Source organism: Kitasatospora sp. NPDC038210 (assembly GCF_055600605.1).
The window spans coordinates 1-25,911 of record NZ_JBVJYK010000046.1; the positions used below are offsets into that span (position 1 = coordinate 1).

At 74.0% G+C, this 25,911-nt stretch carries 20 protein-coding genes; 7 read left to right on the forward strand and 13 right to left on the reverse strand.

Annotated elements, in window-relative coordinates; all coding sequences use genetic code 11:
* From ACZ7KX_RS40745 to ACZ7KX_RS40785, 9 genes are all read right to left on the reverse strand, one after another.
* Positions 1-3,052: amino acid adenylation domain-containing protein (locus ACZ7KX_RS40745; RefSeq protein ID WP_470330999.1), on the reverse strand; the 3,052-nt coding region annotated here is incomplete at its 3' end.
* A 201-nt stretch (positions 3,053-3,253) separates the two neighbouring features.
* A complete protein-coding gene (locus ACZ7KX_RS40750) occupies positions 3,254-3,469 on the reverse strand; it encodes an MbtH family protein (protein ID WP_350526812.1) in 216 nt (71 codons plus the stop codon).
* A 60-nt stretch (positions 3,470-3,529) separates the two neighbouring features.
* Positions 3,530-4,534 carry a 2,3-diaminopropionate biosynthesis protein SbnB gene (sbnB, locus tag ACZ7KX_RS40755; protein ID WP_470331000.1) on the reverse strand — a complete coding sequence of 335 codons (1,005 nt, stop codon included), beginning with the start codon at positions 4,532-4,534 and terminating at the stop codon, positions 3,530-3,532.
* The gene (sbnA, locus tag ACZ7KX_RS40760) at positions 4,528-5,541 is read right to left on the reverse strand and encodes a 2,3-diaminopropionate biosynthesis protein SbnA (protein ID WP_470331001.1); all 1,014 of its coding nucleotides are present in this window, start codon (positions 5,539-5,541) and stop codon (positions 4,528-4,530) included. Before sbnA ends, sbnB begins: the two co-directional genes overlap by 7 nt.
* A 228-nt stretch (positions 5,542-5,769) precedes the next feature.
* Positions 5,770-7,170: a condensation domain-containing protein gene (locus ACZ7KX_RS40765; protein WP_470331002.1), complete on the reverse strand. Its 1,401-nt coding sequence runs from the start codon at positions 7,168-7,170 to the stop codon at positions 5,770-5,772.
* 210 nt (positions 7,171-7,380) lie between these two features.
* Positions 7,381-9,528: an MMPL family transporter gene (locus ACZ7KX_RS40770; protein ID WP_470331003.1), complete on the reverse strand. Its 2,148-nt coding sequence runs from the start codon at positions 9,526-9,528 to the stop codon at positions 7,381-7,383.
* Between the two features lie 137 nt (positions 9,529-9,665).
* The gene (locus ACZ7KX_RS40775) at positions 9,666-10,289 is read right to left on the reverse strand and encodes an ArsR/SmtB family transcription factor (RefSeq protein WP_470331004.1); all 624 of its coding nucleotides are present in this window, start codon (positions 10,287-10,289) and stop codon (positions 9,666-9,668) included.
* A gap of 79 nt (positions 10,290-10,368) precedes the next feature.
* Positions 10,369-11,631 (reverse strand): FAD-dependent monooxygenase, encoded by a 1,263-nt coding sequence (locus ACZ7KX_RS40780; RefSeq protein WP_470331005.1) that lies wholly within the window; start codon positions 11,629-11,631, stop codon positions 10,369-10,371.
* Positions 11,632-11,734: 103 nt separating this feature from the next.
* Entirely contained in the window at positions 11,735-12,517 is a 783-nt protein-coding gene (locus ACZ7KX_RS40785; protein WP_470331006.1) for a thioesterase II family protein, read from the reverse strand.
* Between the two features lie 421 nt (positions 12,518-12,938).
* On the opposite strand from ACZ7KX_RS40785, the gene ACZ7KX_RS40790 reads away from it, so the two are divergent.
* From ACZ7KX_RS40790 to fabG, 7 genes are all read left to right on the forward strand, one after another.
* Positions 12,939-14,276 carry a sensor histidine kinase gene (locus ACZ7KX_RS40790; protein WP_470331007.1) on the forward strand — a complete coding sequence of 446 codons (1,338 nt, stop codon included), beginning with the start codon at positions 12,939-12,941 and terminating at the stop codon, positions 14,274-14,276.
* Positions 14,240-14,884 carry a response regulator transcription factor gene (locus tag ACZ7KX_RS40795; RefSeq protein ID WP_350526345.1) on the forward strand — a complete coding sequence of 215 codons (645 nt, stop codon included), beginning with the start codon at positions 14,240-14,242 and terminating at the stop codon, positions 14,882-14,884. The genes ACZ7KX_RS40790 and ACZ7KX_RS40795 overlap by 37 nt, the downstream gene beginning before the upstream one ends.
* A gap of 175 nt (positions 14,885-15,059) precedes the next feature.
* Positions 15,060-16,091: an AfsR/SARP family transcriptional regulator gene (locus tag ACZ7KX_RS40800; protein WP_470331008.1), complete on the forward strand. Its 1,032-nt coding sequence runs from the start codon at positions 15,060-15,062 to the stop codon at positions 16,089-16,091.
* Positions 16,092-16,203: 112 nt separating this feature from the next.
* Positions 16,204-16,473 (forward strand): acyl carrier protein, encoded by a 270-nt coding sequence (locus ACZ7KX_RS40805; RefSeq protein WP_350526343.1) that lies wholly within the window; start codon positions 16,204-16,206, stop codon positions 16,471-16,473.
* Entirely contained in the window at positions 16,470-17,708 is a 1,239-nt protein-coding gene (locus ACZ7KX_RS40810) for a beta-ketoacyl-[acyl-carrier-protein] synthase family protein (protein ID WP_470331009.1), read from the forward strand. The genes ACZ7KX_RS40805 and ACZ7KX_RS40810 overlap by 4 nt, the downstream gene beginning before the upstream one ends.
* A 28-nt stretch (positions 17,709-17,736) precedes the next feature.
* Complete coding sequence (locus ACZ7KX_RS40815; protein ID WP_470331010.1) at positions 17,737-18,879, forward strand: beta-ketoacyl synthase N-terminal-like domain-containing protein; 1,143 nt, start codon at positions 17,737-17,739, stop codon at positions 18,877-18,879.
* A 158-nt stretch (positions 18,880-19,037) separates the two neighbouring features.
* Complete coding sequence (fabG, locus tag ACZ7KX_RS40820) at positions 19,038-19,823, forward strand: 3-oxoacyl-ACP reductase FabG (RefSeq protein WP_470331011.1); 786 nt, start codon at positions 19,038-19,040, stop codon at positions 19,821-19,823.
* Between the two features lie 195 nt (positions 19,824-20,018).
* Here fabG and ACZ7KX_RS40825 read toward each other — a convergent pair whose 3' ends face one another.
* The 4 genes from ACZ7KX_RS40825 to ACZ7KX_RS40840 form a co-directional block, all read right to left on the reverse strand.
* Positions 20,019-20,150 carry a hypothetical protein gene (locus tag ACZ7KX_RS40825; protein ID WP_350526339.1) on the reverse strand — a complete coding sequence of 44 codons (132 nt, stop codon included), beginning with the start codon at positions 20,148-20,150 and terminating at the stop codon, positions 20,019-20,021.
* Between the two features lie 181 nt (positions 20,151-20,331).
* Entirely contained in the window at positions 20,332-23,325 is a 2,994-nt protein-coding gene (locus ACZ7KX_RS40830) for an AfsR/SARP family transcriptional regulator (RefSeq protein WP_470331012.1), read from the reverse strand.
* A 424-nt stretch (positions 23,326-23,749) separates the two neighbouring features.
* A complete protein-coding gene (locus ACZ7KX_RS40835; RefSeq protein ID WP_470331013.1) occupies positions 23,750-25,150 on the reverse strand; it encodes a cation:proton antiporter in 1,401 nt (466 codons plus the stop codon).
* Positions 25,147-25,785, reverse strand: coding sequence for a flavin reductase family protein (locus ACZ7KX_RS40840; protein ID WP_470331014.1), 639 nt, complete (start codon positions 25,783-25,785; stop codon positions 25,147-25,149). The genes ACZ7KX_RS40835 and ACZ7KX_RS40840 overlap by 4 nt, the downstream gene beginning before the upstream one ends.
* Positions 25,786-25,911: the final 126 nt, after the last annotated feature.

Sequence of the window (25,911 nt, forward strand, 5' to 3'; positions counted from 1 at the left end):
ACCGCACGAACCGACCCGCGAAACCCTCCACCGACACCCGGTCGAACAACGCCGAAGCGAACTCCACCTGACCCCGAAGACCACCACCCACGGTGTGCTGGACGAACAGCGTCAGGTCGGTCTTGGCGACCCGCCACCCCGCGGCGAGCGCCGCGAGGTCCGCGTCGTCCAGGGCGGTGCCGGTGGCACCCTCGTCCTGGAAGTCGAAGGCGACCTGGTGGAGCGGGGTGCGCGAGGTGTCGCGCTCGGGGCTCAGCTCCTCGACCAGGCGCTCGAACGGCAGGTCCTGGTGGGCGAGGGCGGCCAGCGAGGTCTCCCGGACGCGGTCCAGCAGTTCCTCGAAGGTCGGGTCGCCGGCGAGGTCGCAGCGGAGCACCAGGTTGTTGAGGAAGCAGCCCACCACGTCGGCGGCCTCGGGGCAGCTGCGCCCGAGGACGGGGGTGCCGACCGCGATGTCCTCCCGGCCGGTGTGCCGGGCGAGCGCCACGGCGTAGGCGGCCAGCAGGGTCATGAAGGGGGTGGTCCCGCGTCGGCGGCTGAGGGCGCGCAGGCGGCCGGTGAGGTCCTCCGGCACGCTGAACTCGACCACACCGCCGCGGGAGTCGCGCACCGCCGGCCGGGGCCGGTCGGCGGGCAGCTCCAGCGGTTCCAACCCGGCCAGCCGCTCCCGCCAGAAGTCCAGTTGCGGCCGGACCAGTTCCGGGGTCAGCCGCTGGTTCTGCCAGGCGGCGAAGTCCGCGTACTGGACGGTTTGTTCGGCCGGCTCGCGGCCGGCGCAGAGGTCCAGCAGATCGCGTTCCAGCACGACCGAGCTCCGGCCGTCCGAGGCGATGTGGTGGATCGTCACCACCAGGAGCGGGTCCTGTCCGGCCGGCTTCAGCAGCAGGGCGCGCCAGACCGGGCCGTGCTCCAGGTCGAACCCCTCGGCCAGCCGCTCGGCGAGCAGGGCCGCGACGCCGTCCGGGCCGGTCTCCCGGACGACCAGCGGCGCCCCGGCCGGCAGGTCGGCCAGTTGGCGGGGCTCGCCGTCCACGGTGAGGTAGCGGGTGCGCAGGATCTCGTGCCGGCCGGCGAGCGCGGACAGGGCGGCGCGCAGCCGCTCCTCGGTGACGTCGGCGGGCAGCCGCACCAGCAGCGGGGTGACCCACTCGGAGCTGCCCGGGTCCATCCGGTCGAGGAACCAGAAGCGCTGTTGGGCGGGCGAGAGCGGCAGCGGCCCGGTGCGGGGCACCGGGGTGATCGCGGTGTGCCGGCCGCCGTCGCGGGCGAGCAGGAGGGCCTGCTGGCGCACGGTCGTGGCAGTGAAGAGCTCGCGCAGGTCGATCTCGCGCTCCGAGCGGTCGCGCAGCAGGGCCAGCAGCCGGGTGAACAGGATGGAGGAGCCGCCGAGTTGGAAGAAGTCGTCGTCGCGGCCGATCGCCTCGGCGGGCAGCAGCGCGGCCCAGGCCTCGGCGACGGCCCGCTCGGCCGCTCCGGCCGGGAGGACGAACGCGGGCCGGGCGATGTCGGCGGCGGCCTCGGCGGCCAGTGCCCGGCGGTCGGTCTTGCCGCTGGGGGTGAGCGGGAACTGCTCGACGCTGCGGTACAGCGCGGGGACCATGGCCTCGGGCAGCCGGTCGCGCAGGAAGGTCCGCAGCTCGGCCGACGTGATCCGCTCGGCCTGCGGCCGGACGTGGGCGACCAGGCGGACGGCGCCGTCCGGGCCGGTGGCGACGGTGACGGCAGCCGCGTGCAGGCCGGGGTGGGTGGCGAGGGCCGCCTCGATCTCGCCGGGCTCGATCCGGACGCCGTTGACCTTGGTCTGCTGGTCGAGCCGGCCCAGGTACTCCAGGGTCCGGTCGGCGCGCCAGCGCACCAGGTCGCCGGTGCGGTACAGCCGGCCGCCGGGCGGGCCGTACGGGTCCGGGACGAAGCGCTCGGCGGTCAGGTCGGGACGGTTCAGGTAGCCCAGGGCGACGCCGGGGCCGCCCGCGTACAGCTCGCCGGGGACGCCGATCGGCACCGGCTCACCGGCGGTGTCCAGCACCAGCACCCGCATGCCCTCGATCGGCCGGCCGATCGGCACCGGGCCGTCCGCCTGGTCGAGGTCGACCTCCTGGGCGGTGACGTCGATCGAGCACTCGGTGGGGCCGTAGGTGTTCCAGACGCCGTCGGTCAGCCCGGCGGGGAGCTTGCGGAGCAGTTCGGCGCGCAGCGGCTCGCCGGCGCAGAACAGCAGCCGCAGCGAGTCGAGGCGTTCCCACCCGGGCTGCTCGGTGAGCAGCCGCAGCACCGAGGGGACGACCTGGAGCACGGTGATCCGCTGCTCGGCGACGGTGGCGACCATCAGCGCGGGGTCGCGTTCGGTGCCGGGCGGCGCCATCACCACGGTCGCCCCGCTGACCAGCGGCGCGAAGATCTCCCAGCCCGCCGCGTCGAAGCTGAGCGTCGTCTTCTGCAGGATCCGGTCGCCCGGGCCGAGCCCGTGGCGGCGGACCGTCCAGCCGACCCGGTTGGCGATGCCCTCGTGCGGCACCACCACGCCCTTGGGGCGGCCGGTCGAGCCGGAGGTGAAGATGACGTAGGCGGCGTCGAGCGGCTCGACGGGGAACGGCGCGACCGGGGTGGCGTCGCCGTCGGTCGGCCAGTCCTCGTCCAGGCAGCCTGCCGGGGCGTCCTGCGGGAGGACGGCCCGGGTGGCCCGGTCGGTCAGGACCAGCGGCGCCGCGGTGGCCTCCAGCAGCCAGGCCAGCCGCTCGCGGGGGTGGGCGGGGTCGAGCGGGACGTACGTCGCGCCGACCCTCCAGACGGCGAGCAGCGCGCTCACCACGTCGGCGCCGCGCGGCAGGCACACGGCGACCAGTGCGCCGGCGCCGATCCCGCGCGCGGCGAGGCGGGCCGCGAGGGCGTCCGCCCTCCGGTCGAGGGTGCGGTAGTCGATCCGCTCGTCGGCGGTCTCGACGGCGATCGCATCGGGGGTGCGGCGGGCCTGCTCGGCGAACAGGCCGGGCAGCACGTGCCCGGCCGAGGGCCGGGCCGCGGTCGACTTCTGGGGCCTCAGCTGGGATGTCACCACTACTCCTGGGCTCTGTGCGCGGATGCTCGATCGCCTCGCGGCGGGTGGTTCGTCGCCCGCAGAAGGGAGTTCGCAGGCGGGAGTTGGAAGGCGGGAGTTGGAAGGCGGAGCTCGAAGGCGGACTTCGAAGGCGGACTTCGAAGGCGGGGCCCCAGGCCGGCGGACCGGCCCGGGGCCCGGGGGCGGGCTCGTCCGCGATCAGACCGCGCCGGCCTGCTCCATCCGGCGGCGCAGGCTCAGCGGCCTCATGTCCGTCCAGACCTCCTCGATCCGGGCCAGGCACTCGGCCCGGGTGCCCTCGGTGCCCTCGCGGTACCAGCCGGCCGGCACCTCGCGCTCGGCCCACCAGATCGAGTACTGCTCCTCGTCGTTGTGCACCACGAGGTGGACCCGGTCGTTCGCTTCGTCGGCCATCGTGGCCTCCTCTCGTCGCGGCGGCCCGCCGGCCGCCGGTGTCGGACTGCTGTCGGTGGGTCAGTCGTGCTGCGGCAGGAAACCGTCCACGGTCAGGCCCAGGCCTTGGCGGCGGGCCTCGTGCCGGACGAAGTCGGCGAGCGCGAGGTCGAGCACGCCCAGGCCGAACGGCGAGAACACCACGGTCTGCTCGCGGTCCCGGACGAACGGGGCGGCGTCCGGGCCGATCAGGGCGCCGATCTCCGCCTCGATGAACTCCCGGTTCCCGACGCGCTGTTCGGTGAGGTGCAGCGAGGTGCGCTCCCGGCAGGCGTGGTCCGCGTCGTCGACGACGTTGCGGCTGCCCAGGACGGTCTCCGGGTGCAGGTCGCGCAGCGAGACGTGCAGCACGGTGGAGCCGGCCGGCACGTCGGCCGGGTCGACGTACGGTTCGCCGGCCGTGGTGGCGAAGGAGACCAGACCGTGCGCGGCGAGTGCGGCCGGCAGGCTGTCCTCCCGGCCGACCTTGAGGCCGGTCTCGTCGGCGGTGACCCGGGCGAACCGCTCGGCCCGCTCCGGGTCGCGGTCGTGGACGGTCACCTCGGCGAGGTCCGGCAGCCGGACGCGCAGGGCGGCCAGGACCTCGCCGTTGATCACCCCGGTGCCGACCAGGGTGACGCCGGTGGTGCCGGCGCCGCCGTCGGGCAGCAGCAGGCCCGCGGCGAGCGCGGCACTGGCCGCGGTGCGCCGGGCGGAGATCAGCGAGGCCTCGACGAGCGCCTCGGGGTGGCCGGTGACCGGCGAGTTCAGCACCATGACGGCGCTGGCCCGGGCCAGGCCGGCCGCGAGGTTCCCGGGGAACGAGGCGATCCACTTCATCCCGGCGACGGGCCGTTCCCCGCCCAGGTAGCCGGGCAGTCCGATGACCCGGTCGGCCGGCTGCTCCGGGAAGCGGAGGAAGACCGAGTGCGGCAACGAGGAACGGCCCTCGTGGTGCGCCCGGTAGGCCTCGGCGACCAGGTCGATCAGCTCGGCCGTCCGGCCGTCCAGGATCCGCCGGACGTCGTCGTGTCGAAGGATCAGCAAGGCTGTGGCACCCCTTCCCGGGATTCCTTCCACAGGTGGGTCACTTCCCCGAAGTGCTCGTGCACCCAGCTGTCGGAGTAGATGGTGTCCAGATAGCGGTCGCCGCCGTCCGGGAAGACCAGGACGCAGATCGCGCCGTCCGGCAGGGTCGGCGCCAGCTTGTCCAGGGCGGCGACGGTCGCTCCGGAGGAGCCGCCGCCGAGGATCGCCTCGCGCTGGCCGAGCCGTCGGCAGCCGACCACGCAGTCGAGGTCGCTCACGTGGACGACGTGGTCGGGTGCGGTCGGGTCGAGCAGCGGCGGGCGCACCGAGGCGCCGTGGCCCGGGATGAGCCGCCGGCGGCCGTCGCCGCGGCCGTACAGCACGCTGCCGACGGCGTCGACCGCGACCAGCCGGGTGTCCAGTCCCTGGTCGGCGATGTAGGCGCGGCAGCCGAGCAGGGTGCCGGTGGTGCTGGTCGGGCAGAACACGTAGTCCACCCGGCCGTCGAGCGCCTCGGCGATCTCCCGCATGGTCTCGTAGTGGGCGGACGGGTTGAGCGGGTTGGCGTACTGGTTGGGCGAGAACGCGTCGGGCAGGGCGGCGACCAGCTCGCGGACCCGGCGCAGCCGCATCGGCAGGTACTCGCCGGTGGCCGGGTCGGCCTCGGTGACCACCTCGACCTCGGCCTGCAGGGCGCGCAGGATCGCGAGGTTCTGCTCCGTCGTCTTGGCGTCCACGACGCAGATGAAGCGCAGGCCGTAGTAGCGGCAGACCTGCGCCAGTCCGATCGCCAGGTTGCCCGAACTCGATTCGACGACCACCGAACGCCCCGGCTGCAGTTCGCCGGAGGCCAGTTTGGCCCGCACCATGCTGTACGCGGAGCGGTCCTTGATGCTGCCACCCGGGTTGAAGCGCTCCAGCTTGGCGTGGACCCTGCCGCGAAACCCCGGGAGCAGGCGGTCCAGCTGTACCAGCGGAGTGTTCCCGATCGTGGAGAGAATCCCTCTGGGCCCAGATTCGGCCACGGTGTCCCCTTCGTGGGTTCGTACGAGGTCCGGGCGAGGTTCCGGGCCCCGGTGTCCGCCCCCGGCGTCTGCTCACGGGGGCGGCGCCGCGCGGCGACCGGGGGGCGGTTGTCCCGCCGCCGCCGTCCGCACTCCCCCAGCCTCCGTCGCCGCGCTATACCCGACCTATAGGCCCCCGCGCGGCCGCGGCGGTGTACTGATCGGCCGCTCAACCCTGGCCGAGGCCGCTCAGCCCTGGCCGAGGGCGAGCAGGTCGGCCAGGTCGGTGCGGTCGGCGAGCCGGATGTCGTCGATCCGGGTGTCCACGGCGGCCCGGTCGAGCAGCCGCCCGAAGTAGTCGCCGATCCGCTGCACGGTGGCGCGGTCGAGGAGGTCCCCGTCGTAGGCGAACACGGCCTTGAGCGCGCCACCGCTCTCCTCCAGCCGCACCACCAGGTCGAGTTGGCCTTCCTGCTGGCTGATCCCGATCCGGCTGATCCGCAGCCCGAGGTACTCGCGCTCCGGCCCGTACGGCGTGCCGGCCGGCACGTGGTCGAGCACCGGCAGCTGCCGGTCCGTGGTGATCATGGTGAGGGCGACCCGCAGCGGCGGGGTCACGGGGTGGCGGGCGTGCACCCGGGCCTCGCCGAGCTGGCGCCCGACCGACTGCACCGCGTCGCGCACGGTGGTGCCGGGGGTGAAGCGGGCCCGCAGCGGCACGGTGCTGGCGAAGTACCCGACGGCGTCGGCGCGTCGGCGCCGCTGCGACACCGGGACGCCGATCAGGAAGTCCCGGCGGCCGGTGTAGCGGTACAGGGCGGCCTGGAAGAGCCCGAGCAGGTAGCCGAACGGGATCGTGCCGGCCAGTGCCGCCCGCTCCCTGACCCCGGCGAACTCGCGCTCGGTGAAGTCGAGTTCGACGGTTCCGCCGCGGTATCCGGGCACCGCGGGGCGCGGGCGGTCCAGCGCCAGCCCGATCGGTTCGGAGCCCTCGCACACCGACCGCCAGTGCCTCTCGGCCCGCTGGGCGGCGGGGGTGCCCGGCAGCCCGCGCTCCTCGGCGACGTACGTCCGGTACGGGAAGGCGGCGGGCCGCGGCAGCGGGGCGCCGGTGACGAGGAGTGCGTGGTGGTCCTCCAACAGCTCGCGGAGCATCACGTGTTGGGAGGCGTAGTCGCTGATCATGTGGTGCGCGGTGAGGACCAGCGCGGCCTCCTGCCCGGTCCGGCGCAGCACCGTCACCCGGACCATCGGCTCCTCGGCCGGTCCGAATCCCTTCCGGCAGCGGTCGCGGACGGCGGCGAGGAAGGCCGCCTCGCCCTCCTCGGGCAGGTCCTCGACCAGCAGGACCCGTCCGGTGTCGGGGGCGGGTGCGAACCGGGGCCGGCCGGCGTCCTCGACGACGACCGAGCCGAGCAGCTCGTGCCGGGCGACCAGGGCGTCGACGGCGGTGGCGAGCGCGTCGGTGCGCAGCTCGCCGCGGATCCGCAGCGCGACGGCGATGACGTAGGCGCTGCTCTGCGGGGCCACGCGGTGCGCGGTCCAGATCATCTGCTGGCCGGCCGACAACGGCCGGTACTGCTGGCCGGCCGACAACGGCCGGTACTGCTGGTCGGCCGGCAACGGCCGGCCCTGCTGGTCTGGCGACATGGACGGGCTCCCAGGGGCCGGTCACCGGGCCCACGCTCCGGGGTCCGGGCGGGCCACCCGGTGGGATTCGGACCACCGTCCGGCACCCGGCTATAGCGCGCCCATATCGGCTCCCCGTCACCGGCCGGCGCCGCCCGCCCGGCCCCGGAAACGCCGAACCGTGGTTGCGGCCTCTCCGGAGAGGCCGCAACCACGGAGTTCACGGGGTGCTCAGCCGGCGGAGTCCACCAGGCTGAGCGGGGCGGGATCCTGGGCGACCGACCCGGGGCCGCCGGTCAGCCGGGACAGCCGGCCCGGCCACCAGAACTTCCGGCCGGTGTCGATCGCCAGCGCCGGGACGAGCACCGAGCGGACCAGGAAGGTGTCGATCAGGACGCCGAGCGCCACCATGGTGCCGATCTCGATGAACGCCGTCTGCGGGGAGGCGGTGAGCGCACCGAAGGTGGCCACCAGGACGGCGCCGGCGCTGGTGATCACCCCGCCGGTGGCGGACAGGCCGCGGCGGATGCCGTCGGCGTGCCCGAGCGCGCCGACCTCCTCGCGGATCCGGTGCAGCAGGAAGATGTTGTAGTCCACCCCGAGGGCGACCAGGAACAGGAAGGCCATCAGCATGACCTGGATGTCCACGGCCGGGAAGTGGAACACCTTGTCGAACAGCTGCCAGCTGATGCCGAGCGCGGCGAAGTAGGACAGCACCACGGTGAGCATCAGCAGCACCGGGGCGACCAGTGCGCGCAGCAGCACGATCAGGATCAGGAAGACCACGGCCAGCACCAGCGGGATGACCAGCTTGCGGTCGTGGGCCTGCGCGATCTCCTTGTCCTGCTCGATGGCGGTGGGACCGCCGATCAGGGCGTTGGAACCGGGCACCGCGTGGGCCGCGGTGCGGATCCGCTCCACGGCGGCGACGGCGGCCGGGCTGTCGGCGGCGTCCTTGAGGACGGCCCGGACCATGGTCTGGGAGCCGTCGTTGGAGGCCTTCGGAGCGCTGACCTCGGCCACCCCGTCGACGCCCTTGACCGCGGCGGCGACCGCGGTGGCCGCCCCGGTGTCGGAGATGACGACGACGGGCTTGGTCCGGCCGGCCGGGAAGTGCGCGGCCAGCAGTTCCTGGCCGGCCACCGAGCCCGGCTTGCCGGTGACCACGTGGGCGTCGTCCAGACCGGTCTTGATGCCGACCGAGCCGAACGCCACCACGCCGAGCAGCAGCGCGGAGGTCAGCCAGACCGTCCGGGGCCGACGGCTGATCCGGGTGCCGATCCGGTCCCAGACCGTGCCGTTGCGGGCGGCCTTGGCGCGCCGGCCGGTCAGCGGTGCCCCGGGGCGCGGGATCGCCGGCCAGAAGATCCAGCGGCCGAGGATCACCAGCAGCGCCGGCAGCAGCGTGGTCATCGCGATGAAGCCGCAGATCACGGCGAGCGTGCCGGCCGGTCCGAAGGTGTAGTTGAAGCCCATGTCGGCGGCGAGCAGGCAGAGCAGGGCGATGGCGACGGTCGCCGCGGAGGCGGCGATCGCCGGGACGGAACGGCGCAGCGCGATCTTCATCGCGACGTGCCGGTCCTCGTGCTCGTACAGTTCCTCGCGGTACCGGGCGAGCAGCAGCATCGCGTAGTCGGTCCCGACGCCGAACAGCAGCGCGGTGACCACGATGCCGTTGCCGGAGTCCACCGTCACGCCGGTGACCTCGGCCATCACGTAGGTGAGGCCGCGGGACAGCGCGAAGGCGAAGCCGACGGTCAGCAGCGGGAGCAGCCAGAGCGAGGGGCTGCGGTAGGTGTAGAGCAGCAGGCCGGCCACGACGACGATGGTGACCAGGGTCAGCACGTGTCCGGTCGACTTGGCCGCGTCCGCGGCGTCCAGCGAGGACCCGGCCGGGCCGGTGAGCTTGGCGGTCAGCCCGTCCGGCAGGTTGCCGGTGGCCTGGTCGCGGACCTTCTCCGCGTCCACGGGCAGCTTGGTGGTGTTGCTGTCGAGCGGGACGACGACGCTGAGCGCCTTGCCGTCGGAGGAGGTGGAGACGGCCTGCACCGGCCCCACCGCCCAGTCCCCGAAGGCCTTGCGGTCGGCCTCCGCCTTGGCCTTGTCGGCCTCGGTGACACCGGAGTCACGGACGTAGACCACGATGCCGTTGGAGATCTTGGCGTCGGGGAAGTTGTCGGCGGCGTTGGCCGCGTTGGTGGACTCGGCCCCGCGGGCGAGTTCGACGGTGACGCTGTTCTTCTCGACACCGGAGAGCTTGGCGCCCAGCGGTACCGAAACGACGGTGGCGATGATCCAGGCGACCAGCACCAGCCATTTGCCCACCCGGCTCCCCGGTAACCCGAGGAATCCGCCGCCGGACTTGCTGGATCCCGACATGGGATGTTCTCCTCATCTGTGGAGGCGTGCAATTCGATGAAGCCACGTCGATTCGGCGTGGTGCTGCGACTTCCGCTGCCGGGTCGCCCAGTTGCCGCTGGACGGCCCGGTGTTCCCTCTCCGGAAACGCACGGGGATCAGTTGTTCGGACGGTCCGGTCCGGGGTCGTCCGGTATCCCGCCGGTTGCGGACTGCGCCGGGAAGGCGAAGAACCGGGTGAGCACCGCACGGGCGCCCGGCGGGGTTTCCGACTCGGGGCGCTTGTAGCGGTAGAGCAGTTTGATGTACTCCTCGAAGAACTCCAGGAGTTCGTCGTAGGTGACCTTGATCTGCCCCCGGGAGATGGGCAGTCCTTCTCCCCAGGGCCCGTCCTCCGATCCGGCCTCCAGTTGGAGCCTGGCGAAGTGCTCCAGGTCGAAGGCCAGGTCGAGCCTGGTCATCTCGTCGATGACGGCACGCATCTCCGGACTCTGGTCGACCCGGCGGGGGATCCGCAGATCCACCGGCGCCGTGCGCCACCAGCGTTCCCGGCCCTTGGAGAGTTCCGGGACCTCTTCGATGAAGCCGTGCTGAGCCATCTGTCGAAGGTGGTAACTGGTCAGGCCGCTGCTTTCGCCGAGGGCCTTGGCCAGTGTGGTTGAGGTGGCCGGCCCGGACCTGAGCTGCTGCACGATCCGGTTCCGCAGCGGGTGCGCCAACAGGCGCAGTGCCTCGATGTCGGTGACCTCACGTGTGACCGGCTTCGCGTCGCGATCGACCATGCCATCACTGTAGGGGTTGCAAAATCTCCTTGCAAGTCTTCTTTGCAAGGAGATTTTGCTTGCTCCCACGGCAGTTGACTCACCGTCCGGTCGGCACCGCGGCCAACTCGGCCGCCACGTCGTACTTCTGCACCCAGGACACGTCCGCCACCAGCGCGGACATCGCACCGCCGGGCCCACCTGCGCCACCCGCGCCACCCGCGCCGCCGGGGCGGCCCGGACCACCCGAGCCGCCCGGACCGCCAGGGCCTCCGGCGGGCGGCGCCAGCCGCTGCGAGCCGCCCGCCAACGAGCCCGCGCGCACCCGCGAGGTGTGGTCGAGCCGCAGCCGCTCGTACCGCTGCAGCGCCTCCGTCAACCCCTCCGGGCCGGGCGCGCGGTCGGCCAGCACGGCGGCCAGCGCGACGGCGTCCTCGATGGCCTGGCTGGCGCCCTGGCCGTGGTGCGGCAGCATCGGGTGGGCGGCGTCGCCGAGCAGTGTGGTGCGCGGCGTGCTCCAGCCGGGCAGCGGCTCCCGGTCGTACAGCGTCCAGTGCCACGTCTCCGTCGCCGCGGCCAGCAGGGCGGTCGCGGCCGGGTCCCAGCCCGCGAACGCGTCGAGCAGTGCCCCGTGCTCGCCGGGCCGGCTCCAGGACTCCGCGCTGCCGCCGGTGTCCGGCAGCACGGCGACGAAGGAGATCTGCCGCCCGCCGTCCACCGGCTGGGCCATCAGCCGGAGTTCGGCGCCCGCCCACACGTACATGGTGTCCGGGGCGACCTCCGGGACGAGCCCGGCCGGGACGACGCCGCGCACCGCGGCCGTCCCCGAGAAGACCGGCTCGTCCGGGTGGCCCAGGGCCCGGCGGACCACCGAGTGCACCCCGTCCGCACCGACCAGCAGATCGGCCCGCGCGGTCGTTCCGTCGGCGAACTCCAGTCGCACGCCGTCCGCCCCTTCGGTGAACCCGACCAGCCGCCGGCCGGTCCGGATCGCCCCGGCCGGCACCTGCTCCGCCAGCAGGGCGTGCAGGTGGGCGCGGTGCACCGTGTAGTGCGGGGCCCCGAACTCGGCCTCCCAGGAAGCGCCCATCGGCTGCCTGGCCAGCACCTTCGCCCCGTTGAACAGCCGCACCTCCAACGCCTCCGGCCGCACCGCGATCCCGTGCAGCCGGTCGGCCAGCCCGAACCGGTGCAGCAGCCGGCTGCCGTTCGGGGCCAGGTGCAGGCCGGCGCCCACCTCCCGCAGTGCGGGCGCCTGTTCGAAGACCTCGACCCGAACTCCCTTGCGGTGCAGCGCCGTCGCGGCAGCCAGCCCGCCGATGCCGGCCCCGACCACCGCGACCCGCAGATCCTCCTCGGCCATCGGCCGATCCCCTTTCGCTCCGCCCGGCAGTCCGCCGGGCCCGTTCTCGTCCACGGACAGGAAAAAGGGCCGACCGGACGGCCGGCCCCGAAATGCGCCACACCTACCGCCGGGCCGGCACCGGAATTCCGCGGCCGCACGGCAGCCGCCGGGAGAGGTATCCCAGCAGGTCGCTCCGGTGCGTTTCCGGATAGAAGTGGTCCCCGGCGAACAACCGGTGCTCGAATCCGGCCGAGGTCAGCTCGGCCCAGGTCCGGATGCCGGCCAGGTCGCAGCGCGGGTCGCTGATGCCGACGCATCCGGCGACCGGCACGGCCAGCACCGCCCGGTCCGGACGGTAGGTCCGCAGGACCCGGTAGTCGGCCCGCAGGGCGGGCATCAGCAGCTCGCGCAGGGCCGGTTCGGCGAAGGCGTCCAGCCGGTGCCCCGAGACCTCCCGCAGGGAGGCCAGGATCTCGTCGTCACCGTCGCCCGGGAAGTCCCCGGGGACCACCCGGTGCGGGGCGACCCGCCCCGAGGCCACCAGTAACTCCGGCTGCCGCACCGGCAGTTCGGCCAGCCGCCGGGCGACCTCGTAGGCCACCGCCGAGCCCATGCTGTGGCCGAACAGCGCGTACGGCCGGTCCAGCCAGGGCAGCAGCGCGGCCACCGACCGGTCGGCCAGCTCGTCCATCGAACCGACCGGCGGCTCGGCCAGCCGGTCCTGCCGTCCGGGGTGGCAGGCGGCGAGCACCGCCACCCCGGACGGCAGGCCGGACTGCCAGTCGGCGAAGGCGGCGGATCCGGCCCCGGCGTGCGGGAAGCACACCAGGCGCAGCGCCGGGGGCTCGACCCCCGGGCGGTGCCGGAACCAGGACGCGTCGCCGGAATTCTTCGGATCAGCCATTTCCCGTCCTCCTCCATCCGGCCGTAGCATAACCGGCGGGAATTCCCCGGGGCGAACGATTCCGACGTATCGAATTAATATAGCCGAACCTTGGAGAATGCCTGCGGGAGCCACCCGCCCGGCCTTCCGCGGCGCATTCCCGGGAATACTCCGGAGGAACTCCGCGGGCGTTTCCGGGGCCGCTCGGGGAACCCTCCGGGAACGCGCGGGGAAAGCCCTGCGGGCCGCTCCGGAGCCACCGCCGGCCGCACTCCGGGCCCCGGCCGGCCGCCCCCGCGCTCCGGTGTGCCGCTCCCGGAACCACCGGGGTGTAGTTACCTACACCGGTGGACTCGGGGGTAAGACCCACTGCACCGGGCCGCCCGCGCGGCCAGACTTGAGGCCACGGAGCCAACGGGCTCCCGAATGGGGAGAGTTCATCATGGTGGACCAGACGTCAACCGTCCGGAGGGCAGGGCTCCCGGGCGCCCTGAGCGGCAGGCGGCTGCGGCTCGACTTCAAGGCACCGCTGCGCGGGCTGCGCCTCTTCGCACTGAAGATCCCGGCACTGGTGCTGTTCGGCCTCTCACTGGCCTCGATCGGCTACCTCCTCCTCGGGGTGGGCGTCCTGCTGCTCCCGGCCGCCACGGCCGGGCTGCGCCGGGTCGCCGACGCCGCCCGGCGGCTCAACGGCCGGTGGGCGGGCGTCGAGATCGCCCGGCCGTACGCACCCAGGCCCGAGTTCAGCGCCGGCCCGGTGGGCTGGGTGGAGCGCGTCCGCTGGATCCTGACGGACCGTGCGACCTGGCGGGACCTCGCCTGGGCGGTCACCGACCCGGTGGTCGGCGGCGTCGCGGCCCTGCTGCCCGCCGCGCTGATCGCGTACGGGATCGAGGGCGTGCTGCTGCCGCTCCTGTGGCACCCGCTCACCTCGGCCGGGTACGAGGACTGGTACGCCCTGGTGATCCACGTGCACGGCAGCTTCGGGATCGGCGCCCTGTTCGCCGTCCCGATCGGCCTCGCGTCGATCGCCCTCGGCCTGACCACCGGCCCGGCCCTGCTGCAGCTGCACGGCCGCTGGACGGCCGCGCTGCTGGCCCCCAGCGCCGAGGCCATCCTCGGGCAGCGGGTCGAACAACTCGCCGCCACCCGGACGGAGGTGGTGGACAGTCAGGCCGCCGAGCTGCGCCGGATCGAGCGCGACCTGCACGACGGCGCCCAGGCCAGGCTGGTCGCGATGGGCATGCGGATCGGGGCCGCCGAGCAGCTGCTGTCGAGCGACCCGGAGGCGGCCCGCCGCCTGCTCGCCGAGGTCAAGGACTCCTCGTCCAAGGCGCTGAGCGAGCTGCGCAACCTGGTCCGCGGCATCCACCCGCCGGTGCTCTGCGACCGCGGCCTGTCGGAGGCGGTGCGCGCCCTGGCCCTGGACAGCCCGCTGATCGTCGAGGTGGTCTCGGACGTGCCCGGCCGGGTGTCGCTGCCGGTCGAGTCCGCCGCCTACTTCGCGGTCTCCGAGCTCCTGACGAACGCCACCCGGCACTCCGGGGCCGCCCGGGTCTGGATCGACCTCGCGCACAGCAACAACCTGCTGCGGATCTCCGTCAGCGACGACGGCCACGGCGGGGTGGACCCGGACAAGGGCAGCGGACTGCGCGGAATCGAGCGCCGACTGGCCGCCTTTGATGGCATCCTCACCCTGAGCAGCCCCGAGTCCGGTCCGACCATGGCGATTCTGGAGATCCCGTGCGTGTTGTCATCGCCGAAGACCTCGTCCTCCTGAGGGAGGGGTTCGTCGCCATCCTGGAAGCCGCCGGCCTGGAGGTGGTGGCGGCGGTCAGCACCGGGCCGGACCTCCTGGAGGCCCTGCTCACCCAGCGGCCGGACGTCGCGGTGGTCGACGTCCGGCTGCCCCCCACCTTCACCGACGAGGGTCTGCGGGCCGCCATCGCGGCCCGCAAGGAGATCCCCGGGCTTCCGGTGCTGGTGCTCTCCCAGTACGTCGAACAGCTCTACGCCCGCGAGCTCCTGGCGGACAACAGCGGCGGCGTCGGGTACCTGCTGAAGGACCGCGTCTTCGACGTCGCCCAGTTCATGGACGCGCTGCACCGGGTCGCCGGCGGCGGCACCGCGCTGGACCCGGACGTCATCTCCAAACTGCTCTCCGGCGGGCGGCAGTCCAGCGCCCTGGCCCGGCTCACCCCCCGCGAGCGGGAGGTGCTGGCCCTGATGGCCGAGGGGCGCTCCAACGCGGCGATCGCCCAACGCCTGGTGGTCAGCGGACGGGCCGTCAGCAAGCACACCGCGAGCATCTTCGCCCGGCTCGACCTCCCCGAGGACGACGACGACAACCGCCGGGTGCTGGCCGTCCTCGCCTACCTCAACGGCTGACCACCGCCCCGGCCCCCACCCGCCGCCCGTCCGCCGCGCCCGGCGCCCGCCCCGCCCGCCGTCCGCACCCCGCCCGTCCGGCGGCGGCCCGCACGCGGCGAAATGGAAGCGATACAGATCCAAAAAGCGAGCTTCCTAGCCTGGGCGCCGATGGCGACAGAACGGGGGTAGCTCGATGGAGTTCAGTGTTCTCGGCCTGGTCTCGGTGAAGGACGCCCGCGGGGCGGAGGTGGGGCTCGACGGTGCCAAGCAACGCACGGTGCTGGCGGCCCTGCTGCTCGCCCGCGGCCGGGTGGTGACGGACGCCCGACTCAGCACACTGCTCTGGGACTGGAATCCGCCGGCCACCATGAGCGCGCAGATCTACACCTACATCTCCCGGCTGCGCAAGCGGCTCGGTCCCCGGGTGCGGCTCTCCCGCCAGGGCCCCGGCTACCAACTGGACATCGGCGGCAGCCGGTTCGACCTGGTCGAGTTCGAGCGGCTCGCCCGGCAGGCCCGGTCCGCCCTGGCGGCGTCCCGGTTCGAAGCCGCCGCACGGGACTTCGAATCCGCACTCGCCCTCTGGCAGGGGCCGGCGCTCGGCAACGTCACCGAGGCCCTCGCCCAACTGGAGGTCCCCGGGCTGGAGGAGGCCCGGACGGCCGCGCTGGAGGGCCGGGTCGAAGCCGACCTGGCGCTCGGCCGGCACCAGCGGCTCGTCCCCGAGCTGACCTCGCTGGTCACCGAACTCCCCCTGCGGGAAAGGCTGCGGGCCCAGCTGATGACCGCGCTCTACCGCTCCGGCCGGCGGGCCGACGCGCTCGCCGCCTACCAGCAGGGCCGGCGCATCCTCGCCCACGAGATCGGCGTGGACCCGGGCCCCGAGCTGACCGCCGTCCACCAGGCGGTGCTGACCGACAGCCCGGAACTCCTCACCGGGCCCGGCGGGCCGCAACCGCCCGGCGCCCGGCCGGCCAGGACGGCCGGTCCCGAGCACGTCCGGGGCCGGGAGAACCTGCTCGCGCTGGTGCACTCCACCCTCCCGGTGCGCGGCGAGGACGTCCTCGCCGCCATGGTCCGGGCCGGGCTGCTGAAGGTCCGCGAGCCCGGCCACGACGGATCGCCCCGCTACTGGGTGGGCGAGCCCTCGCTCCTGGTCCCGCACGACGCCGCGCAGTGCCCGGCCTGCGCCCTGCGAGCGGAGCCGTATATGGAGTCCGCATAGGAGCCGGGGGGAGCCTTCCTCCCGCGGTGCACGCCGCCGGGACGGGGCAGCACCCCGCCGCGCGGCAGCCGCCCGACATCCTTCCGCACCCACCGAAGAATCGAGGGACACCATGTCCGACACCGAAGTCACCGGCATCCTGGACGCCGAGCGCAAGGCCCTGGTCAAGTCGATCGTCTGCGACGTGCTGGAGGTCGAGCCGGCGGAGCTGGGCGAGGACGACGACTTCGTCGAGCAGCACGAGGCCGACTCGCTGGCCGGCCTGACCATCCTCGCCACGCTGGAGCGCGACCTCCACATCGAGCTGGCGCAGGAGGAACTGGAGCGGATGACCAACCTGGCCGGTGTCTACGCCGTCGTCGCCGACGCCGAGTCCCGGTGACCACCGTCGACCCGACCCGGGGGCGCAGAGTGGTGCTGACCGGCCTCGGCCTGGTCTCCGCCATCGGGATCGGCGTCGACGCGTTCGCCTCCGGCCTGCGGGCCGGGGCGAGCGGCGTCAAGCCCATCACCGCGTTCGACACCGCGGGCTTCGAGTACGCCAACGCCGGCGAGATCACCGACTTCGACCCGGCCGAGCACCTGCGCACCGTCCGCCCCGAGGACCTCGGCCGGGCCTCGCAGTTCTCGGCCGCCGCCGCCCGGATGGCCTTCGAGGACTCCGGGCTCGACCACGAGAGGCTGCTGGCCGCCCGGACCGTGGTCGCCGTCGGCACCACCGACGGCGAGACCCGCGACCTCGACGCGCTGGTCGGCCGGCAGATCGCGGAGGGCCCGGAGCAGGTCGACCCGGTGCTGGCGCGCCGCGTCGGCAACGAGCAGCTCTCCGCCGGGATCGTCCGGGAGCTCGGGCTGGTCGACGTCGAGGCCGCGACCGTCCCGACCGCGTGCGCCGCCGGCAACTACGCGGTCGGCTACGGCTACGACGCGATCCGGCTCGGGGACGCCGACCTGGCCCTGTGCGGCGGCGCCGACGCGCTCTGCCGCAAGACCTTCGCGGGCTTCTACCGCCTGGGCACGATCGCGCCCGAGGTCTGCCGGCCGTTCGACGTGAACCGCCAGGGCATCCTCACCGGCGAGGGCGCCGGCATCCTGCTGATGGAGTCGCTGGACTCCGCGCTCGCCCGCGGCGCCCGGATCTACGCCGAGGTGCTCGGTTACGGCCTGACCTGCGACGCCCAGCACCCCGTCGCCCCGGACGAGGACAGCATCGCCCGGTGCATCCGGATCGCCCAGCGCAACGCGGGGGTGAGCCCGGACCAGGTCGACTTCATCAGCGCGCACGGCACCGGCACCAAGGCCAACGACATCACCGAGTCCCGCGCGATCCGGCGGGTCTTCGGCGAACGGCCGCCCGCCACCGTCTCGATCAAGTCGATGATCGGGCACTCGATGGGCGCCGCGAGCGCGATCGCCGCCGCGGCCTGCGCCATCGCCCTCACCGAGCGCTTCATCCCGCCCACCATCAACCACGTCGAGACCGATCCGGAGATCGGCCTGGACGTGGTGCCGAACGTGGCCCGGCCGGCCGACCTGCGCGTGGTGCAGAACAACGCACTGGCCTTCGGCGGCAACAACGCCGTCCTGCTGCTGGGTGCGGCGCCCGCCGCCGCCTGACGGCACCCCGACGATCAGGAGCTCTCACGTGACCACCGATTCCCCGCCGGACCGGCCGATCGTGCTGTCGGGCTGGTCGGCCGCCTCCCCCTTCGGCCTCGGCGCCGGGGCCTTCACCGAGGGGCTGACGGCCGGCCACGCGGCGACCGCGCCGCTGGACCGGGAGCACTGGGACGGCCCGTACGACACGGCCGGTCTGATCCCCGACTTCACCGTCGCGGGCGTGCTCGGCCGCAAGGGCACCCGCGCCCTGGACCGCTCCACCGGCATCGCGCTCGCCACCGTCGGCCTGCTGCTCGACCAGTACGACGGTGAACTCGGCGCCGACCCCGAGGACATCGGGCTGGTCCTGGGCATCGGTGCCACCAGTGTCCAGAGCATCATGGACTTCTCCCGGGCCTCCCAGGCCGGCGAGCGGCCCTACGACGTGGACCCGGCGCTCTTCCCCAACACCGTGCAGAACCGGGCGACCGGGGCCGGCGCCATCCGCTACGGGCTGAAGGGCCCGAACACCACCATCAGCGGCGGGTCCCTCACCTCGCTGCTGGCGCTCAACTACGCGGTCCGGATGCACCGCCAGGGCCACGGCCGGGTCTTCCTCTGCGGCGCCGTCGAGGAGTACTCGGCGCAGCGGGCCCGGCTGGAGTGGCACGGCGGCGGCGCCGGGGGCGGCGGAGCGCCCGGCCCGCTGGGCGAGGGCTGCGCGGTGTTCCTCACCGAGACCGCGGCCGGGGCGCGCGCGGCCGGGAGGCAGCCGCTGGCCACCGTGCTCGGCTCGCGCTTCCTCGCCTTCCACGCCCCCGGGACGGTGGGGGCCACCCTGGCCCGCGCCGTCACCGAGGTGCTCGCCGCCGCCGGCGCCACCGCCGCCGACGTCCGGGTGATCGCGCCCGGCGAGGCACCGGGCCCGCTCGGCGCGCAGGAGGAGGCCGGGCTGGACCGCGCGCTCGGAACGGCCGGAACCGCCGGAACGGCTCCGGTCCGGCTGCGCGTCCGGCGGCTGCTCGGCGACACCGGCGCGGCCTCCGCCGGGTTCCAGCTCGCCGCCGTCCTCTCGCTGGCCCGCACGCAGCCCCAGCCGGACGGAGCGCTGGCCCTGGTCACCTCGGTCAGCCCGGCGGGGACGGTCGGCTGCACCCTGCTCCGGCTGGAGCACCCCGCCGCCGCCTGACCGGCCCGCCCGCGGCCGACGCCGGGCGGCACCACCACCCCGCCCGACCCGGCCGGGTCGGCCTCCCCGGCCGGCCCGGCCGATCCCATTGCCCCACTGCCTCCCGATCCCATCGACCCGACCCCATCGACCCGACCGCGCGACCCCGAGGAGAGACCATGACCGCCCCGTCCGTCCCCGTACCGCCGCCGGCGGCGGAACAGCCCGTGCCCCGGCCGATCGCCCTGGTCACCGGAGGCTCCCGCGGCATCGGCCGGGCCGTGGTCGAACGCCTCGCCCAGGACGGCCACGACATCGCGTTCTGCTACCGCAGCGACGAGACCGCCGCGGAACGGACCGCCGACCTGGCCCGCGCCCTCGGCGCCCGGGTGCTGACCCGCCGGCTCGACGTCGCCGACCGGGCGGCGGCGGAGGAGTTCGTCGCCGAGGTGACCGCGGACCTCGGCCCGCTGGACGCCCTGGTCGCCTCGGCCGGCGTGCTGCGGGACCGCCCGGCGGCCCTGATGAGCGGCGCCGAGTGGGACACCGTGCTGCGCACCAACCTGGACGGCACGTTCAACGTCTGCCGGCCGGCCCTGCTCCCGATGATCAAGCGCGGCCGCGGCGCCATCGTCACCCTGTCCTCCGTCGTGGGGCTCACCGGGAACGCCACCCAGGCCAACTACGCCGCCTCCAAGGCTGGCCTGGTCGGCCTGACCAAGGCCCTGGCCAAGGAGGTCGGCCCGCACGGCGTCCGGGTCAACGCCGTGGCGCCCGGGCTGATCGCGACCGACATGAGCGCCGGCCTGTCGACGAAGCGGGAGCAGGAGCTGCTGCGCCGGATCCCGATGGGGCGCTTCGGCACCGCGCACGAAGTGGCCGACCTGGTCGCCTTCCTGGTGTCGCCGCGTGCCGCCTACCTCACCGGCGAGGTCCTCCGGATCGACGGCGGCATCGCCCTGTGAGCACCGCCCGCTGAGGCCCGCCGGGGGGCGGCCCTCGCCCGCTCCGGGCCCCTCCGGCCCCCGCGCCGCCCCCACAGCGCCCCACCGCACCGCACCGGCCGCGCGACCCCCACCGCACACGCCGGAACGCCGTCGGCCGTCACGGGATGTCCCCGTGACGGCCGACGGCGTTGTGGCGTTCCCCCGTGCACCCGGTCAGTTCCACTCCTCGCTGCCGGGGCCGTCGATCGGGAGGGGGGCCGACACGATCGGGCCACCGGCGCGGACCTGGGCGGCGGCGGGCCCGCCCACGGACGCCATCAGTCCGAGGGACAGGGTGGCAGTCATGCCGAGCACAACCAGAGCCGGCCGGAACGTGTTCACGAGTCGGACGTAGCGCACTGCCGCATCTCCTCAAGAATGGGTTTCCCTCGCTTCTGAAACGAGGCTATGCAGTCGCCACTTCAAGCTCTTATCGATACGTTCTTGTCCGGTTCTCAAGCGATACCCGACCGGTCCTGCAGCCCCGTCACCTCCAGCGGGGGCACACCAGGTCGGGGACGCCCGTCACCTCCCGCGGGCCCTCCTCCCCCGGGAGGTCCTCCATCGCCTCGATCAGCTCGGCCAGGTGCTGCTCGGCCTGCTCGACCAGCCGCGGCGACTTCAGGGCCTCGAAGCCGTCCCGGGCGCTGACCAGCCGCCGGAACGCCTCGTCGAAACGCCCCAGCCGCCGCAGCACCTCCCCGAGCCCCAGGCTGAGCCGGGCGTTGAGCAGCGGGACGTCGATCCGCTGCGCCACCCCGAGCCCGGTCTGCAGCGTCGCCAGGGCCTCGTACGGCCGGCCGGAGCGCAGCTGCGCCTCGCCCAGTCCGAGCAGGGCGTGCGTCTCGCCGCGCCGGTCGTGCTTCTCCCGGACGATCTGCAGCACCCGCCGGAAGTTGTCCTCGGCCTCGTCGAACCGGTCGAGCGCCAGGTACGCGCCGGCCAACCGGTTGACGGCCTGCGCCGCGCCCCTGGTCCGGCCGATCCGGTCGAAGACGCCGACGGCCTCGACGGCCAGCCGCAGCGAGGAGTCCAGCGCGCCCTGCTCCCGCTCGATCACCGACATCTGGCCCAGGGTGTGGGCGAGCGCGGAGGCGTCGCCGACCTCCCGGAACACCTCCCGGGCTTCCTGCAGGCGCTCCATCGCCTGCCGCCGGTCGCCGTGGATCCGGTCGATGATCACCATGTTGCGCAGCGCCAGCGCGTGGCCGTAGCGGTGGCCGATCCGCGCGAACAGCCGCACCGCGTTCTCGCACCAGTCCTGCGCCTCGTGGAAGCGCTCCTGGAACATCTCGACGGCGGCGAGCTCGTGGCACATCACGGCCTCGCCGAGCTCGTTCCCGGCCCGCCGCGCCACCTCCAGGGAGCGCTCGCAGGTGAGCCGCCAGTTCTCGTGGTGGTTGCGGATCTCGAACAGCACCACCGAGGAGGCGGTGAGGTCCCAGGCCAGTTCGTCCAGGGACAGCTCACAGGCCTGGAGCACCGAGGCGACCAGCGACTCGCGCTCCGTCTCGAACCACTGCAGCGGGTCCTCCAGCAGCTCGTCGGTGTGGGCGCGGTCCAGCGGGCGGCGCTCCGCCGAGCCGTGCACCACCGAGAAGTCGCCGCCGTACTCGCGCCGGTGGGCCTCCTCGGCCAGGGCGAGCCAGGTCTCCAGGACCCGGGTCACCGCCTCCCGCCGCTCGGCCTCCTGCTCCTCCAGCTCGGCCCGCTCGCGCGCGTACAGCCGCAGCAGGGTCTGGAAGCGGTAGCGCAGCGCGCCGGTGGCGTCCGTGCCGGCCGCCTCCAGCAGTTGCGCGTCGACCAGGTGCTCGATCAGGTTCTCGGCCTGCGTCGGCGGCAGGTCGAGCAGGGCGCCGCCGACCCAGGCGGTGAAGTCGGGCACCGCCAGCAGCCCGAGCCGCCGGTACATCCGGGCCACGTCCGCCGGCAGGTCGCGGTAGCTGAGGCCGAAGCTCACCCGGACCTCCAGGTCCCCGGCGGTCAGCTCGTCCAGCCGCCAGCACTCGTTGGCGAGCCGGGCGGCCAGGTGCCGTACGTTCCAGTGCGGCTTCGAGGCCAGCCGGGCCGCGGCGATGCGCAGGGCCAGCGGCGTGCGGTCGCAGAGCCGGACGAGCCGGCGCGCACCGTCCGGGTCGTCGGTGACCCGGTCCGCTCCGGCGATCATGCCGAGCAGTGCCAGGGCGTCCGGCTCCGGCAGCGGGTCGAGCCGCAGCCGGACCCTGCTGTGGCCGACCGCGAGGTGGTCCTGCTGGTCCTCCCGGCTGGTGACCACGACGCAGGAGCGGCCGCCGTCGGGCAGCAGGTCGCGGATCTGGTTGAAGGAGTGGGCGTTGTCCAGGATGACCAGGACGCGGCGCTCGGCGAGGATCGCCCGGTACAGCGACACCCGGTCGTCGTGGGCGGTGGGGATCCGTTCACCGGGCACTCGGAGGGATCGGAGGAAACGATTCAGCACGTCCCCGGGTTCGGCCGGGGACCGGTGCTCGTCGTAGCCGAACAGGTCCGCGTAGAGCTGGCCGTCGGGGAACTGCTCGGTCACCCGGTGCGCCCAGAACAGGGCGAGACCGGTCTTGCCGACCCCCGGGAATCCGGTGACGAAGCCGCGGGCCGGCCCCCCGCCCCTGGATTCGTCCTCCAACAGGAGGTCCAGGGAGGCGAGTTCGGATTCACGGCCGACGAAGGCCGAAACCGGCGGCGGCAGTCCGCCCAGCGCGCGGCGGGGCGAGTCGTCGGCCGCCTCGACCTCCGGGACGACGTAGTCCTCGACCGACAGCGCGGGCGCGGCGACCGTCTCCCGCGGGGAGCCGAGCAGCATCAGCTCGGGATCGTCGCGCAGGATCGCGTCGTGCAGCCGCTGGATCACCGGGCCCGGCTCCAGGCCGAGCTCCTCGACGAACTGCTGGCGCCCGTCCCGGAACGTCTCGGTCGCCTCGGCCCTGCGCCCGGCCCGGTACTGGGCGAGCATCAGGTTGTAGCGCAGCTGTTCGCGCAGCGGGTTGTCCCGCATCACGGCGGCCAGCCGGGGGATCAGCTCCTGGTGCCGGCCGAGCGCGAGCTCCAGCCCGGTGAGCTCCTCGTAGACCATCAGCCGCTGCTCCTCCAGGGCGACGGCCGCGCCCTCGACCCGACGGCCGGTCACCCCGGCCAGCGCCGGGCCGCGCCAGACGTCCAGCGCCAGCCGGTAGAGGCCGGCCGCGTCCTCGTTGCGCTCCTCCCGGCGCGCCTGCGCGGCCTCGCTCAGCAGGCGGTCGAAGTGCACGGAGTCCAGGGTGTTGCCCTGTGCCTGCAGCCGGTAGCCGGGATGCGCGGTGAGGATGACCTCGCGCGGGCACTCGACCGCCCGGAACGCCTTGCGCAGTGCGGCGACGCAGATCGCCACCTGGGTCCTCGCGGTGGAGGGCGGCTGACCTTCCCAGACCGCCTCGACGAGGCTGTCGACCGACACCTCCTTTCCCCAGGCCAGCACGAGCATCGCCATGATGGTGCGCTGACGCGCCCCACCTATCACCACCGGCCGACTTTGATATGTAACCGACAATGGCCCGAGAATGCCGAAATCGAGGCCAATATCCCGTTCAGCCGCATCGACCATCTGTACCCCCGTTGGTCTCACGCCAGGTGCCGCAGCGCGACCGAGGATACTTGATTGATTCACAAATCACGCCTGGCTTGCGTCCGCATCATTCACGGCCGGAACTCGCCCGCGCCCGCGGGCGGCCCCCCGTCAATTCGCCCGGAACGCCGGAACGGAACGAAGAAACAAACCGACCGGTGCGCCCCATTCCCGCGGGCCCCGCGGATAGCACCGGGAAGTGGACCGGCGCCGTCCGAAGGAGTTCCGGCCGGCTCCGGCGGTGGGGGAATCCGCCGGAGCCGGCCGGGGCCGGAGTGCTCCGGCGGCATCAGCCGCCGGGAGCCGAACGGACGGCGAGGACCAACGGACCGGTCATCGCCGTCGTGAGCAGCGCCATCAGCACCAGGACGGTGAGCCCCGCGGTACTGATCAGATGTGCCTGCCAACCGATCCCGGCGAGGACGATCTCGGTCACTCCGCGACAGTTCATCAACGCCCCGAAACGCATCGCGTCCGCCCGGTCCAAACCGGCCAGCCGGGCTGCTCCGCCCGCACCGACCAGCTTGGTCACGCAGGCCGCCAGCACGACGACGACGAGAACCAGCCAGTGCCCGCCGTCCCGCCCGAGCGAGCCGATCGAAACCTTCAGGCCGACACCGGCGAAGAACACCGGCAGCAGCACGGCCAGGGTGAAGCCCTGGAAGTGCTGCTGCATCCGCTCGATCACGCTCGACTGGTGCGGCACCACCGTTCCGAACAGGAAGGCGCCGACCGCCGGGTGCAGCCCGATCAGCTGGGTCAGCCCCGCGTAGCCGAGCGCTCCGGTCAGCAGGACGGGCAGCAGCAGCCGTTCGGGCGAGCTCCGCCGCTCCGAGCGCCGGATCAGCGCGGCGAGCGCGGGCCGCACCCACAGCACGGTGACGGCGACCAGCGCCAGGGTCAGCCCCATGGTGGAGACGAGCTTCCCGCTGCCACCGCCCGCCGAGGCCGCCAGGATGCCGGTGAGCGCCAGCCAGGCCACCCCGTCACCGAGCGCCGCCGTGGTCAGCGCGTAGCCGCCGAGCGGCGTGCGGTCCATCCTCAGGTCGACCAGGGTCCGGGCCAGGACCGGCAGCGCGGTCACCGACAGGGCCAGCCCGAAGAACGCCGGGTAGCCCCAGCCGTTCCCGGCCGACCCGGCCAGCACGTCCGGCGCCGCCAGCGCGATCGCGCCGCCGGCCAGGAAGGGCAGGCCCATCCCGCCGCCGACCGCGGCCACCACCGGCCCGCGCAGCCGCACCTCCCGCAGCTCGCACCCGAGCAGGAAGACGAAGACGGACAGCCCGAGCTGCGCCGCGAGATCGAGCCCGCCGCGCACCTCGGGGGAGAAGATCCAGGCCTGCCCGGACGGCCAGATCCAGCCCAGTGCGGACGGACCGAGCAGCAACCCGCCGAGGACCTCGCCCACCACCGGGGGCTGACGCAGTCGGACCATCAGCGACCCCAGCAGATGGCTGAGCAGCACGACCACCGCGACCGCCAGCAGGAAGCGGGCGATCGGGTCGACCCGGTCGGCCCGGCGCGCGGTGTCCGCCAGGCTCGGCCCCCACAGCACGAGGGCCGTCACCAGGACGACCAGCCCGGGGACCCAGCGGACCACCGCCTGCCGGACGGCCCCCTCCCGCGGGCGCCGCGGCGGCACCCCACGACGGACCGGCCCCTCGGGCGCGGGCCTCTCCGCCGTGGTCACGGCGCCGCCACCCCCCGGGCGCCGACCGCGGCCGGAACCTCGGCGTCCTGCTCCGCGGCGGGCCAGTCGGCGAACCGGCGCAGCCCGTACAGCAGCGGGACCCCGCCCGCTCGGTGCACCTCGACGACCTCGCCGAGGACCAGGACGTGATCGCCGACCTCGATCAGCTGCCGCACCCGGCAGCCGGCCAGCGCCAGCGCGTCCCCGGTGAGCCAGGGCAGGCCGAGGACGGGCGACGGCCGCCAGTCGACGTGCGCGAAGCGCTCGGCCACCGCGGTCGTGAACACCCGGGCGGCGGCCTGCCCCCCGGTGTGCAGGAGGTTGACGGCGAAGGCCTGTCGCGCGACCAGGGCGTCCAGCGTGCTGCTGGGGGCCTTCAGACAGACGGACAGGACGGGCGGCGCGGTGGTCACGCTGCTCAGCGAGGAGCAGGTGAGCCCGCGGGGACGGCCGACCGGGTCGGTGGTGGTGACCACCGCGACGCCGGTCGGGAAACGGCTCATGAGCCCCCGGTAGTCGTCCGCCGGCACGTGCCCGGCGGTGGACGGCTGTCTTGCGGAGCGGGGCTGCGGACCGGCGCGGTCCACGAAGCGTCTGCCGGCCGGGGCCTGGCTCGACGCGGGCGGGCTGGCCATGCGTTCTCGCCTTCTGGGAGCGGTGCGGATGGTCGCCGAGCACTGCCGGGGGCACCGCCGGGCAGCGGGGGACGGCGACCGTCGCCGATCGCCGTCCGTGCGCCGACGGGGCCCGGCCCGACGGGT